The 13,771-nt window shown below is 41.0% G+C and carries 12 protein-coding genes and 1 pseudogene; 9 read left to right on the forward strand and 4 right to left on the reverse strand.

Annotated elements, in window-relative coordinates:
* Nucleotides 1–2: 2 nt before the first annotated feature.
* Nucleotides 3–950 (reverse strand): NAD-dependent epimerase/dehydratase family protein, encoded by a 948-nt coding sequence (locus HMAT_RS14590; protein ID WP_104383597.1) that lies wholly within the window; start codon nucleotides 948–950, stop codon nucleotides 3–5.
* Nucleotides 951–1,355: 405 nt separating this feature from the next.
* Here HMAT_RS14590 and HMAT_RS14595 point away from each other — a divergent pair, with 405 nt between their 5' ends.
* Nucleotides 1,356–2,345 carry an aspartate-semialdehyde dehydrogenase gene (locus tag HMAT_RS14595; RefSeq protein WP_104383598.1) on the forward strand — a complete coding sequence of 330 codons (990 nt, stop codon included), beginning with the start codon at nucleotides 1,356–1,358 and terminating at the stop codon, nucleotides 2,343–2,345.
* A 118-nt stretch (nucleotides 2,346–2,463) separates the two neighbouring features.
* Here HMAT_RS14595 and def read toward each other — a convergent pair whose 3' ends face one another.
* Entirely contained in the window at nucleotides 2,464–3,690 is a 1,227-nt protein-coding gene (def, locus tag HMAT_RS14600) for a peptide deformylase (RefSeq protein WP_104383599.1), read from the reverse strand.
* A gap of 177 nt (nucleotides 3,691–3,867) precedes the next feature.
* Between def and ruvX the strand changes: the two genes are divergently transcribed.
* The 3 genes and pseudogenes from ruvX to HMAT_RS27775 form a co-directional block, all read left to right on the forward strand.
* Nucleotides 3,868–4,281 (forward strand): Holliday junction resolvase RuvX, encoded by a 414-nt coding sequence (gene ruvX / locus HMAT_RS14605; RefSeq protein ID WP_104383600.1) that lies wholly within the window; start codon nucleotides 3,868–3,870, stop codon nucleotides 4,279–4,281.
* Nucleotides 4,282–4,421: 140 nt separating this feature from the next.
* Nucleotides 4,422–4,850, forward strand: coding sequence for an rRNA maturation RNase YbeY (gene ybeY, locus HMAT_RS14610; protein WP_104383601.1), 429 nt, complete (start codon nucleotides 4,422–4,424; stop codon nucleotides 4,848–4,850).
* Nucleotides 4,851–5,226: 376 nt separating this feature from the next.
* Nucleotides 5,227–5,574 (forward strand): annotated as a pseudogene (locus tag HMAT_RS27775) (SAM-dependent methyltransferase); the annotation flags it as partial.
* 441 nt (nucleotides 5,575–6,015) lie between these two features.
* On the opposite strand, the gene HMAT_RS14620 reads toward HMAT_RS27775, so the two are convergent.
* Nucleotides 6,016–6,435, reverse strand: coding sequence for a nucleoside-diphosphate kinase (locus HMAT_RS14620; RefSeq protein WP_077437233.1), 420 nt, complete (start codon nucleotides 6,433–6,435; stop codon nucleotides 6,016–6,018).
* Nucleotides 6,436–6,734: 299 nt separating this feature from the next.
* Here HMAT_RS14620 and HMAT_RS14625 point away from each other — a divergent pair, with 299 nt between their 5' ends.
* The 5 genes from HMAT_RS14625 (at nucleotide 6,735) to galK (ending at nucleotide 12,298) form a co-directional block, all read left to right on the forward strand.
* On the forward strand, nucleotides 6,735–7,583 hold the full coding sequence (locus tag HMAT_RS14625) for a 4-hydroxy-3-methylbut-2-enyl diphosphate reductase (RefSeq protein WP_104383602.1): 849 nt from the start codon (nucleotides 6,735–6,737) through the stop codon (nucleotides 7,581–7,583).
* Between the two features lie 80 nt (nucleotides 7,584–7,663).
* Nucleotides 7,664–8,698 (forward strand): ferrochelatase, encoded by a 1,035-nt coding sequence (gene hemH, locus HMAT_RS14630; protein ID WP_104383603.1) that lies wholly within the window; start codon nucleotides 7,664–7,666, stop codon nucleotides 8,696–8,698.
* Between the two features lie 12 nt (nucleotides 8,699–8,710).
* On the forward strand, nucleotides 8,711–9,985 hold the full coding sequence (locus HMAT_RS14635) for a metallophosphoesterase (protein ID WP_104383604.1): 1,275 nt from the start codon (nucleotides 8,711–8,713) through the stop codon (nucleotides 9,983–9,985).
* Nucleotides 9,986–10,094: 109 nt separating this feature from the next.
* Nucleotides 10,095–11,144, forward strand: coding sequence for a UDP-glucose--hexose-1-phosphate uridylyltransferase (locus HMAT_RS14640; RefSeq protein ID WP_104383605.1), 1,050 nt, complete (start codon nucleotides 10,095–10,097; stop codon nucleotides 11,142–11,144).
* A 2-nt stretch (nucleotides 11,145–11,146) separates the two neighbouring features.
* Complete coding sequence (gene galK, locus HMAT_RS14645; RefSeq protein WP_104383606.1) at nucleotides 11,147–12,298, forward strand: galactokinase; 1,152 nt, start codon at nucleotides 11,147–11,149, stop codon at nucleotides 12,296–12,298.
* A gap of 97 nt (nucleotides 12,299–12,395) precedes the next feature.
* On the opposite strand, the gene HMAT_RS14650 is transcribed toward galK, so the two are convergent.
* Nucleotides 12,396–13,586 carry a PLP-dependent aspartate aminotransferase family protein gene (locus HMAT_RS14650; protein WP_104383607.1) on the reverse strand — a complete coding sequence of 397 codons (1,191 nt, stop codon included), beginning with the start codon at nucleotides 13,584–13,586 and terminating at the stop codon, nucleotides 12,396–12,398.
* Nucleotides 13,587–13,771: the final 185 nt, after the last annotated feature.

Below are 13,771 nucleotides of genomic sequence, written 5' to 3' on the forward strand. Positions count from 1 at the left end.
TGTTATATTTTGTTTTTAAGATTCTCAATCATATCGACTGTCATCTTCTGGATGTCAAATGCTGGCTTCCAGTTCCAGTCTTTGCTTGCGTATGAATCATCCAGACTTGCAGGCCATGAATCGGCAATCTGCTGTCTTGGGTCATTCGCTACGTAAGAGATTGCAAAATTAGGAAGAATTTTTTTAATTTCTTGTGCGAGTTCTTTCGGAGTAAAAGTAATGCCACCAAGGTTATAGGCATGGCGGATGCTCAGACTTTCCTGTGGTGCGTCCATTAGCTCGAGTGTGCCGCGGATGGCATCTTCCATATATAACATCGGTAATGCTGTATTCTCAGATAGGAAACATTCGTATGTACCTGTTTTCAGCGCCTCATAGAAGATATCGACAGCATAATCCGTTGTTCCGCCCCCTGGTTCTGTTTTCCAAGAAATAATACCTGGGTATCTTACACTACGGATATCCAGCCCGCGGTGCTCCTGATACCATTCGATGAGGCGTTCACCGGCAAGCTTACTGATGCCATAGATTGTATTCGGATCCATGACACAGTATTGAGCTGTATTCTCCTTTGGTGAATGCGGTCCGAAGACAGCAATGGAACTTGGCCAGAATATTCTCGAAACTTTATATATAACTGCAAGGTCAAGCACATTGAGCAAACCATTCATATTAAGCTCCCAGGCTTTTTCAGGATATTTCTCCCCTGTCGCTGAAAGCATGGCTGCCAATAAATATACTTGAGTAGGTTTATATTTTTGAAATAATGTGTCGAGACCATTCTTGTCAAGTACATTTGCAATTTCAAAATTCTCGTCGGGGCTTTTTGTTTGAGGTTCTCTGATGTCTGTGGTGACAACATTTTCTGCACCAAATTTTTTACGCAGAGCGATTGCCAATTCAGTACCGATTTGGCCGTTTGCACCAATGATAATAATGCTTTCTTTCATGATGCAAATATAACGGCTTTTCATTACCTAGCAACTGTACGGTACGAAGGAAGCGCTTCTAAAAATGTTAATTTATAGACTCTTGGCGCAGTTTTTATGAGATTTTAAACCGTTTCAATCGTTTGTTCTTTTTTTTTGAACGAGCAGCGAAAATTTTTATTTTTTTTGAATTATCCTTACTTCAATTTTTTGGGACTCATCGGGGTGATTAGGGTATGATGATTTTGTGGTTAGAGACAGAAAAAAGAAATTTTTGTGACTTTTTTAGCATAGTGAGCTATATTTTGTTATTTTAATAGTGTAATTAGGGAATATTTTTTAAATTTGAAGAATTCATTCTTCAAGAATCAACTAAAAACAAATCAAATAACAAATTTTATACACACAATTTAAACACAGACAAAAATGAAAGTGGCAGTAGTCGGCGCAACAGGCCTTGTAGGTACTGAGATGCTAACCGTGTTGGCGGCGCGAAATTTCCCAGTAACAGAATTGATTCCAGTAGCTTCAGAGCGTAGCAAGGGTAAGGAAATTGAATTCAAGGGAAAGAAGTATAAGGTGGTTACCCCATCTGAGGCTATTGCTTTGAAACCTGATGTTGCGTTGTTCTCCGCAGGAGGCGATACGTCCAAAGAATTTGCACCAAAATTTGCAGAAGCCGGAATTACGGTTATTGACAATTCTTCGGCATGGCGTATGGATCCGACCAAGAAATTGGTCGTTCCGGAAGTAAATGGCGATGTATTATCCGCTGATGATAAGATTATCGCAAACCCGAATTGTTCAACTATTCAGATGGTGGTGGCGTTAAAACCATTACATGATAAATATAAAATTAAACGTGTTGTAGTTTCGACTTATCAGTCTGTAACAGGCACAGGAGTAAAAGCCGTCAATCAGTTGATGGATGAGCGTGCCGGTAAAGAAGGTGAAAAAGCTTATCCTTATCAGATTGATTTAAATGTCATTCCACATATTGATGTATTCCAAGAAAATGGCTACACCAAAGAGGAAATGAAAATGATCTTGGAAACAAACAAAATCATGCGTGACGATTCAATTAAGGTGACAGCAACAACTGTACGTATTCCAGTTATGGGCGGACACTCCGAATCATTGAATATCGAATTTGAAAATGACTTTGATTTAAATGATGTGCGTGCTGCGTTAGCGGCTCAAAGCGGTTGTATCGTTGTCGATGATCCTGCAGCCCTTCAATACCCAATGCCAAAAGATGCACACGGTAAGGATGAGGTTTTTGTGGGACGTATTCGCCGTGATGATTCACAGCCGAATACATTAAATATGTGGGTAGTAGCCGACAACTTGCGTAAAGGTGCAGCGACCAATGCTGTTCAAGTTGCCGAACTATTGGCAGAAAAAGGATTGATCTAACTCAAGTAGATTCCATAATATTGAGCCCCCATGAAGCAATTCATGGGGGCTCTTTTTGATGGCACATATTTGGTTGATAGCCAGTTACGCACTATGGAGATGTCCAATAAATCTGAAACTACGGTGTCACGGTTTTTGGTAAAATGGAAAAATCAATTTTATCATTCAGCGGTATATAGTTTTCTTTTTGTTGTTCCTCCAGACGATCAGGAAATAATATTCCGAAGAGATGATCCGTTTCATGCTGGAAGATTACCGCGGTAAAGCCCTCAATATTCTCTTCAATTACTTTTCCTTCCTTGTTGATGTACTGTAAACGGATTGCATAACTCCGCAACACATCTTCTTTACGGTTGGGGATCGAGAGACAGCCCTCAGCACCCTTCCGCTTTAGCTTTGAACGCCACAAGATTTTTGGGTTTACATAAAACTCGAAAGGTTGTTCTGGCTTGTCAAACCGCTGCACCCAGATGACATTTTTGTTGATGCCAATTTGGGGAGCAGCTATTCCCACACCTGGGTGATTTGGATCCCGAACGGTCGCAAACATCCGCTTTGAAAGCTTTTCTAACAGCGGGTCGTTGTACTTAACATCATTGCTTGTTGCTTTCAATACCTTTAAATCTTTTTCATCGGTAGTTTGCAATACACGAAGCAGCGTGTTTTCATCCCCTGACAAAATAATCTTCTTATCAGCTTCCGTAAATTCCTGTCCACCATTTAGGTTAACGGGACGCTCATTCTTCGCTTTATGAAAGGCTTTTTCTCCTGCCATAATTTTTGTTTCTAAATTGTTTTCTACTGGGGGAACTGGACAACGATAACCATTACTGTAGGCACAATATGGATTGTAAGCCTTATTAAAATCTATTTCAATGATACTGCCCTTGATGTCATCCGTGGATAGGTCAATATATCGTCCACCACTATAGCTCTCCTGGCCATTTGTCTGATCTAAAAATGGTAAAAATAAATGTTTTTTGTAAGCAGGATTTTGAAATAAGGCCACACTTTGGTAAATATTCAATGTCCTTTCAGCTCCATTCAATTGAAACGTCACTGTCGCATAGCGTTTGTATTCGTTACTGGTGCCGTCATAGGTAGGCATACGAAATACAGGTTCATCAAATAAGACCTCTATCTTGGCTTTAATTTTATAGTTTGCGCTTACGGGGAAGTAATCCAAAGATGCCACTTGTTCCGCCTTCAACGGGCCAAATTGTTCTTTGGCCAACTCCAAAGCCTTTTCCTTGCGCTGCGCCAAAATTTGTTGCTCATAATTGCTCTGGGCATGGGCGTATAGGCAAAATGCAACAAAAAGGCTGGCAATAACTGTTTTTCTCATGTATACTTTTAATAGTCTATCAAAGTTATAGCTTTTTTAATGAATTGAAGTTTTATGGGGCGAAAAATAAAAAAAATCTGGTGCTTCATAGCCCTATGGCCTGTAAAAGCAGAATCTCAATACGCATATCTCAATACTCATATCTAAATTGTACTTTTGTAAAAAAACGATAGTTCCATGAGGTTAATGGCATTTGATTACGGTACAAAACGAATTGGGGTTGCAGTAACTGATCCGATGCAAATTATTGCTACGGCACTGACAACAGTACATCCGCAGGATATTTGGACTTTTTTAACGGATTACCTCCAAACGGAACAGATCGAAACATTTGTTGTCGGCAAGCCCAGACAGCTGGACGGGTCAGACTCCGAATCAGCTTCGCACGTGGTAGGATTTATGCGCAAATTGAAAAAGACATATCCAGCTGTCCCAGTTGTTGAAATTGATGAGCGGTTTACTTCTAAGATGGCTTCCGCAGCCATTGCTCAAAGTGGCAAAAAGAAAAAAGACCGTCAACAGAAAGGCCTGATAGACACCGTGTCGGCGACGATTATTTTGCAGAGTTATATGGATAGACGCAGCTTTTAAATAAGAATTCATGGCATGCCCCATTTCACGATAAATAACAGCTTTATGAATGGGGAAATGCCGATTTGATGATCATAAGATCCATCTAACAGATGGAATGAAGACCGGGCCCCTAGCGCTCAATTAATACTTAGTTACAGATGAAAAGCATATTATTTTTTACAGAGGACATAGATTTCAAACTAAAAGAAAAAGGTAAGATCCGCCAATGGATCGTTGATGCAATTAAAGGCGAAGGGTTTAAGCGTGTTGGCGAATTGAGCTTTATCCTTTGCTCGGATGCCTATCTGTTGGAGATCAATAAAGAATACCTGAACCATGACACCTATACTGACATCGTAACTTTTGATTCGTCAGATGATGAAGATACGATTGCTGGCGATATTTTTATCAGTGTGGAACGTATACAGGAGAATGCGCAAAAATTTAAAGTCGCCGAGCGCGATGAGTTACATCGTGTCATTATTCACGGTGTTATGCATCTTTGTGGATATCCGGACAAAAAACCTACAGATAAAGCAAAGATGACGGCGAAAGAAGATGAGTATCTAGGAAAAAGAAATTTCTAGTTTGTTATAAGACCCAATATGAAGGGGTATCCAAAACCGATCGGATACCCTATTTTTCTTTTATTCTTCACGCCGGAAACTCATTCAGATATGCATGCTTCGTAGCAGCGCTTTTCCTTTTTTGACAGCTTCTCATTTATTTTCGTCATGCAAGTGATCTGTCATCTGCTGTCTCAGATCTCTCCGGATATGCAGAATCAAATTTAAGATCCCCCTCTGTATATCCTGCACGTTTCCACTAAAAAAAAACTTGACTTTTCGATTATATTTAATTAGCTTCAAAATACAAATTGTCTAAACCATTTATAGTGTGTCTAATATGAACGAATTAGAGGAATATTTCCGGAATAACGATGCAAAGCTGATCAACAAATGGATGCACTATTTCGATGTATATGACCGTCATTTCCGCCAATTCAAAGATAAAGAGATCGTCGTGCTGGAAATAGGGGTCTTTCAGGGCGGGAGTCTGCAGATGTGGAAGAAATATTTCGGCGACAAAGCAAAAATCTATGGGGTAGATATCAACCCAAACTGCAAAGCACTGGAAGAGGAGAATGTCGAGATTTTTATCGGATCTCAGTCAGACCGTAAATTCCTGCGTAAAGTGAAAGAATCAATTCCCCCGATAGATATCCTGATCGATGATGGCGGGCATACCATGCTGCAACAGATTATTACATTTGAAGAACTATTTGGGCACGTAAAAGAGGATGGGGTCTATCTATGTGAAGATCTGCATACCTCTTACCAGGTTTTTTATGGCGGTGGACATAAAAGAAATGGCACATTTATCGAATACAGTAAGAATTTTATTGATTACATCAATGCTCACCATTCAGAACAACGCGCGCTGAAAGTCAATGAATTTACACGTTCGGTCAACTCCTTGCATTATTACGATAGTATACTGGTTGTTGAGAAACGTAAAATGCAGCCGCCTACTCATATGAGAACGGGTAACGCTACGGTACAAGATTTTGATGCTGCGCCAACAGGCATAAGCGGATTAAAATGGAAGATTAAGAAACCGGTGCTAACAGCGATCAATAAATTCCTCCGTTTTTTTAGGATTGGTGGATTTATGTGGAGATAAGAAGACGATGATCCATAAAAAAAGCGTTGTACAACAGTAAAACGCTTTTTTTTATAGCACTGCTAATGACTAAAATCTTTCAAATTGAGAGAAAAAGAAGTTACCTTCGATAGCCGCATTCTCATCAGAATCAGATCCGTGGATAGCGTTAGCATCGATAGATTTAGCATATTTATTACGGATTGTACCTTCAGCTGCATCAGCAGGATTCGTAGCACCGATTAATGTACGGAAATCTTCAACTGCGTTGTCTTTTTCTAAGATTGCAGCAACGATAGGGCCTGAAGTCATGAATTCTACCAATTCACCGTAGAAAGGACGTTCTTTGTGCACAGCGTAAAATGCACCAGCAGTTTCTTTTGATAATTGAATGTATTTCATTGCAATGATTTTGAAACCACCAGCAATAATATCGTTTAAGATTGCACCGATGTGACCGTTCGCTACTGCGTCAGGTTTAATCATCGTAAAAGTTCTGTTAGTTGCCATTATTTTAATTTTTTTGCAAACTTAGATAAATTGCTTTTTATATGCAATATAATTAGGCTTATATAAAAACAATTTATTCGCCATAGTGTGTTAATTTAAACTGCTCAGTGTCGTGAAACAAGTTCCGTTTAGTAGTGCTGAACCCATAAGTTTGGCTTTCCTCCTTCGCTGGCAATCTTTTTATCGAACAAAATGTAATAAAATCATAGGTAATTGACAATAAACGGAAATAAAAAATCAGTTGTAAACAAATCTATTCCATAAATATATTCGATATGAATATGTAACTTTGTAATGTTATGGCATTAAATCTAACAGTAGACATCGATAAGGATTCAGGCTTTTGCTTTGGAGTGGTATACGCCATCGATATGGCGGAGGAGATTTTGGAAGAGGATGGTTACCTCTATTGTTTAGGTGATATTGTGCATAATGACGAGGAAGTCGCCCGATTGAAAGCCAAAGGATTGCGCATCATTGATCATGCTGTACTTCCTACTTTGCAAAACGAGAAGGTGCTGATCCGTGCGCATGGCGAAGCTCCCGAGACCTATCGTATCGCTTTAGAAAACAATATTACTTTAATTGACGCTTCCTGTCCAGTCGTACTCAAATTGCAGAATCGGATCAAGACTTCTTTTGATCAGGACGAAAAGATCTTGATCTTTGGGAAACACGGGCACGCGGAAGTCATCGGCTTACAGGGGCAGACAAATAATGAAGCGCTCGTATTTCAGGATATAACTGAACTGGATGATGCCGATTTGCCAAGTTCATTTACCCTCTATAGTCAGACAACAAAAAGCGTGGATAAATTCTACGCCATCAAAGATGAGTTGATCAGGAGAGGTTATGAGGTCAAAGCGAATGATACCATCTGTAGGCAGGTCTCTAACAGGTATGAAGACCTTGGTACCTTTGCCAGACAATACGACAAAATTGTTTTTGTATCCGGTAAAAAGTCTTCCAATGGAAAAGTTCTGTTTGAAGTATGCCAAAAAGCCAATCCTGAAAGTTACTTTATATCCGATCCCGCCGAATTGGAGGCGTCCGTTTTTACTACAGGTGACCGTATTGGCATATGTGGGGCAACCTCCACACCGATGTGGCTGATGAAAGACGTAAAAGCCGCTCTTGAAGCACTCTAGCTTCAGTTACCCGTCATAGATATTTCATATTATCGCGAGTGAATCCGCAATAAGTGCTTTTTTGTTTATTTTTGTAGGCTATGAGCAATAAAGCCAAAAAAGGTATTCTTTTAGTACAATTAGGTACACCCGATAGTCCAACTACTCCAGACGTAAAAAAATATTTGACCGAGTTCTTAATGGATCCTCGCGTCATAGATATTCCTTATTTCCAACGGACATTATTGGTGAAAGGAATTATTGCTCGTACCCGTGCACCAAAATCCGCAAAAATCTACGAAACAATCTGGGATAAGGAAACCGGATCTCCCTTAATGCATTATAGTATATTGCAACGGGACCTATTGCAGGAGTCTCTGGGCGAAGAGTACCATGTCGAGCTGGCTATGCGTTACCAAAACCCTTCTATAGAAGCTGCATTGAACAAAATGGAAGAGATGTTACTCAAATCCATTCGTGTTATTCCCTTATTCCCACAATACGCTTCGGCAACATCGGGCTCAGTCATCGACCGGGTGATGGAGCTGATTCGCAAATGGAACTACCTGCCTGAGATTAGTTTTGTAAGCAATTTCTGTACGGATGAATTAATGGCTGAGACCTTTGCAGATCATGCCCGAAAACACGATCTTACACATTTCGACCATTTTGTTTTTAGTTACCATGGCCTTCCCGTCAGACAGCTCGGCAAAGTAGATCCTACCGGTCAGCTGAAATGCCCTGAGTCAGGTTGTGATTCCTGCAAAACAAATGTCAATACATATTGTTATGTTTCTCAGTGTTATGCAACTACGCGGACCATCGTTGAAAAATTAGGCTTACGGAAGGAACAATATTCCCTGTGTTTTCAGTCCCGATTGGGCAAAGAGCCATGGATACAACCTTATACTTCCGATCTGTTGCATGACCTCGCTAGTAAAGGTTATAAGAAACTATTAGTCTTCAGTCCGGCGTTTGTGGCAGACTGTATTGAGACTATTGATGAAATTGGCGTGGAATATGCTAATGAATTCAAGAATTTAGGTGGAGAGGAAGTCTGTCTGGTGGAAAGTCTAAATGACGATCCAAAGTGGATCACATCTCTGAAGCAATTGGCACTCAATGCCAAAAATTAAAACGAATTGAAGATGTTGTTAGTAAATGCATGTGTTTTACTCATTTTAGATTTTTATATCTTTTTTGCCCTTCGTGCTACAAAGATTAAATTTCCCAAAACAAAAATATTCGCCGTGTTATGGTGGTCGTATTCGGCCCTATTACTGCTGGGCGTTTTTATATCAGCCAAATACAATATTCCATTGATTGTTAGATCTGTTATTTTGGTTGGTTTCTTTCTGACAGCAGCTTCAAAAATATTCTTCTTTTTAATCTTATTGATCGATGATATCCGCCGTGGTGGAGTTTGGGTCAAACGCCTGTTCAGCAAGAAAGAATCTGTCGAGGATGTTGTTGAAGATGCTGGCGATCCATTGCCCGAAAATCCGGTTAAGGGTATCAGCCGATCCGAATTTTTGACTAAAGCCGGTATTCTAATCGGCGCCTCACCACTGATTCCATTAAGTTGGGGTATTATTTCTGGTGCGTACGATTATCGCGTTAGAAGGGTGCCACTATACTTGCCTAATCTGCCAAAGGCTTTCCATGGGATGACCATCGCACAGATATCAGATGTACACTCGGGATCTTTTTATAACAAGACTGCTGTGACGGGTGGGATAGATATGCTGTTAAAAGAAAAGGCTGATGTTACATTCTTTACAGGTGATATCGTGAACGCTCAAGCATCTGAAATGCGTGAATACCAAGATATTTTTGCGCGGGTTAAATCTGATCTGGGGGTATTCTCTACACTGGGTAACCATGATTATGGTGATTACTATTATGGAAAAGAAGATTCGCCCGAGAAGCGGAAGAACTTAAAAGATGTGATCGATGTACATAAAGTGATGGGCTGGGATCTGTTGATGGATGAAAATCGTAAGATCAAAGTGGACGGTGAAGAACTTTGTATTGTCGGCGTCCAAAACTGGGGAACCGGTCGCTTTCCAAAACATGGTGATATCAAAAAAGCATTGCTTGGAACGGAGGAACAGCCCGTGAAATTGCTCTTGTCCCATGACCCCTCTCACTGGCGGGCACAAGTACTGGACACGGATGTGGATGTGATGTTTGCAGGGCATACACATGGTATGCAGTTTGGTGTTCGATCTGAAATGCTGCAATGGAGCCCTGTACAGTATATTTATAAGGAATGGGCGGGACTATATCGTGCGCAGGAAAATAAACGTTTATATGTCAACGTCGGTTATGGATTCTTAGGGTATCCGGGGCGTGTGGGTATCCTTCCTGAAATCACGGTCTTTGAATTGATTAAAGGGCAGGATCCAAAATTTAAGGCTTAGGATGCGGTATGAAGGCTTGGACTCATCTTTAGATAATTTTACTTTTTAATTTTAACTTTTTACTTAAAAAAGCTAATATTGTGTATTCTGTACACCAGTTATACATGACATGCAATCAACTTTAAACTTTGGGGACTCTCCCCACACACGCGTTAATATTCTTACCGGGGAAAAAGTACTTGTGTCTCCACATCGCAGCAAGAGGCCATGGCAGGGACAAGTAGAAGATTTACCGGGTGACAATAGACCTGCTTATGATCCCAAATGCTATTTGTGCCCAACCAATAAACGGGCAGATGGGGATATTAATCCCGATTATAAAGAAAGCTTTGTTTTCGTCAACGATTTCTCGGCCCTATTGAAAGATACCAGCCAACAGGAATTTAATGAGGACGAGCTGTTTATTGCGGAGACTGAAAAAGGAATCTGCAAAGTTATTGCATTTACCCCACGCCACGATCTCACCTTGCCCGAAATGGAACAATCTGCGATAAAAGCTGTAGTTGACCTTTGGCAGAAAGAATTTGAAGAACTTTCTAAGGTGGAATGGATCCGTTATATTCAGATTTTTGAAAATAAAGGAGCTATTATGGGCTGCAGTAATCCCCATCCACATGGGCAGATCTGGTCGCAAAATCATTTGCCCGTTGAAATTCAAAAAGAATGTGTTCAGCAAAAAAGATATTTCGACAAATATCAACGTACCCTATTAGCAGATTATATCGGTGCAGAATTAAGAAAAGAAGAGCGTATTATTGATGAGAACGATTCGTTTGTTTCTTTGGTGCCTTTTTGGGCAGCTTGGCCCTATGAAGCAATGATCGTCAGCAAACGACCAGTGCAGAATATTGCCGGGTTTGATGAAAAGGAAAAGGAAGACTTTGCCGCAATACTTAAAATACTGACCACACGATACGATAACCTTTTCAAAACGTCTTTCCCTTATTCTGCGGGGATGCACCAGGCGCCCGTCAATGATGGAGACCATCCAGAGTGGCATTGGCATATGCATTTCTACCCACCATTATTGCGCTCAGCAACAGTCAAGAAATTTATGGTAGGCTATGAGATGCTCGCAAATCCGCAAAGGGATATTACACCGGAAATTGCCGCCGAACAATTGCGGAATTGTGCCACTATACATTATAAATCTAAGTAAGAATGATCGCAAAAGAAACTATAATAAATAAATTTAAAAGTTTATATCAGGAAGATCCTATTGTGGTATCATCCCCAGGCCGGATCAATATGATCGGTGAACATACGGATTACAATGATGGATTTGTCCTGCCTGCAGCTATTGATAAGGCGATCTATGTTGCTGTCAGCAAGCGTGCTGACGATAATATCGTGTTGTATGCCGAAGACTACGGGGAAAGTCATGAAGTCAAATTAACAGATATCGCTATTTCGGAAAAGCATTGGCCGAATTATATCCTCGGCGTAGTGGACCAATACCAGAAAAGAGGTGCTGCATTGGGCGGATTTAATCTTTATATTGATGGTGACGTGCCATTGGGTGCCGGATTATCCTCTTCGGCAGCAGTGGAATGTGCCGTCACATTGGCACTTAGTGAATTGTTTCAATTAAATGTCGAACAGATTGATATTCCACAGATCGCACAAAAAGCAGAGCATACTTATGCGGGCGTGATGTGCGGTATCATGGATCAGTTTGCTTCGGCCTTTGGTAAAGAGAAAAATGTCATTAAGCTGGATTGTCGCTCCTTAGGATTTGAATACGTGCCGCTTGATCTCAAAGGTTATGAAGTGGTTCTTTTGAATACCAACGTAAAACACTCCCTCGCTTCAACGGCTTACAATACACGCAGAGAGCAATGTGAGCAGGCATCTGCATGGGTAAGGGAGAAATATCCCGATGTTAAAAATCTAAGAGATGTTACAGTGGATATGCTGGATGAACTGGTGAAAGATAAAGATGCAGATATCTACGCCAAAGCAAGTTTTGTTGTCCGTGAAAATGAACGGGTAGAGAAGTCTTGTGAAGCATTACGTTCAGGAGATATTGAACAGCTGGGACAATATATTTTTCAGAGCCATGAGGGCTTGAGTAAAGTATATGAGGTCAGTTGTCCCGAACTGGATTATCTGGTTGATTATGTCAGACAATTCCCCGAAGTGATCGGCGCCCGGATGATGGGTGGTGGTTTTGGTGGCTGCACGATCAATATTGTTAAAGAGGGGGCGGTTGCATCAATTTTACCAAGATTGGAGAAAGAATATCAACAAAAATTTGATAAGGAACTTTCAGTCATTCAGGTGAAAATAGCCAATGGTACGCGTGTACTATAGCGAACAAACGTATAAAAACAGCGGAGAGCGGGCAGTCTATATTAACTGTCCGCTCTCTTTTATTTTATGGGATTAAAGCGGGGCTGCTACCCCGAATTTAGTCAAGTTTCCTCAACGCCTGCTCTAGATCCTCAATTAAATCTGCTACATTTTCAATACCAACAGAGATGCGCAACATGCCCAAAGTGATTCCAGAAGCTTCCTTTTGCGCCTGTGTGTGATGGCCGCCCCACATACTGGCTGGATGTACGATCAATGATTCAACACCACCCAAACTGGCAGCATTGATAAAGATGTTCAGGTTGTTAATTAAAGATTGTGCATTTTTAAAGGCCTGCTCTTCGTCCTGTCCATCAACTTCAATACAGATCATTCCTGAAAAGCCGCGCATCTGACGGGCCGCCAATTCATGTTGGGGATGGCTGATAAGCCCCGGATAACTTACCTTCTTAATCTTAGGATGTTGATCCAGGAAGTTAGCAAGCGCTAATGCATTTGAATTGATTTGTTTGACACGTAGACTCAATGTTTTCAGCCCGCGGAGCAGTAGCCAAGAATCCAGTGGCGCCAGAGATGCACCCAGGGCGACACTGCGTTTCCAAACTTTTGCGATATAGTCTTGACTTCCGCAGACAATTCCGGCCGTTAGATCACTATGTCCACCCAGATATTTAGTAGCACTATGAACAACGATATCAATCCCAAAGTCTCGCGGTGTCTGATTGATCGGAGAGGCAAAGGTATTGTCAACCATGCTCAGGATCTCATGCTGTTTGGACAGTTCACCAATGGCTTTTAGATCCGTAATATTTAAATTGGGATTGGAAGGAGTTTCGATATAGATGAGTTTGGTATTCGCCTGAATAGCCCGAGCAAAGGCATCGGTATCCGTTTGGTCCACAGCCGTGACGGTAATGCCGTAGTCGGTCAGAAATTCCTTAAAGAAAATGGAGGTACCGGAGTAATGGGCAAGCTGTGCAACGATATGGTCACCCGATTTCACAACCGCTAATATGGCGTTACTGATCGCGGCCATACCTGTCGCAAATACAAGTGCATCTGCTGTTTTTTCCAGTTTGGCGACTACCGCCGCAACTTGGCTATTGGTTGGATTGCCGTGACGGTGGTAAAAGTAAGGGTGTTTGGGTTCCGTCGCCGCTTTGATGTATTCTGCAGGATTACTGTCTGCAATATAGGTTGAGGTCTGGAAGATAGGGGCTGTTACTGCAGCAGTTGAATTGAAATGTTGTCCCTCATGGACGAGAATCGTTTCGGTATTGGATGCCATGCTAGTTTTTATTGATCACTGTTCATTTTTCGTTGGTATCAAAAAATTCATGGCATTTGGTTATTGGACCTGCCCGTTCTTGATAGCCAATAAAAACCTTCAATATCCTTTCACTGCACCAGGTGCAGATCACTATAGGAAGGCTTTCTTGTAGACCAAATATAAATAAAATCTACATAATAAGT

Origin of the sequence: Sphingobacterium sp. HMA12 (genome assembly GCF_002933815.1) — a bacterium.
Classification (GTDB): domain Bacteria; phylum Bacteroidota; class Bacteroidia; order Sphingobacteriales; family Sphingobacteriaceae; genus Sphingobacterium.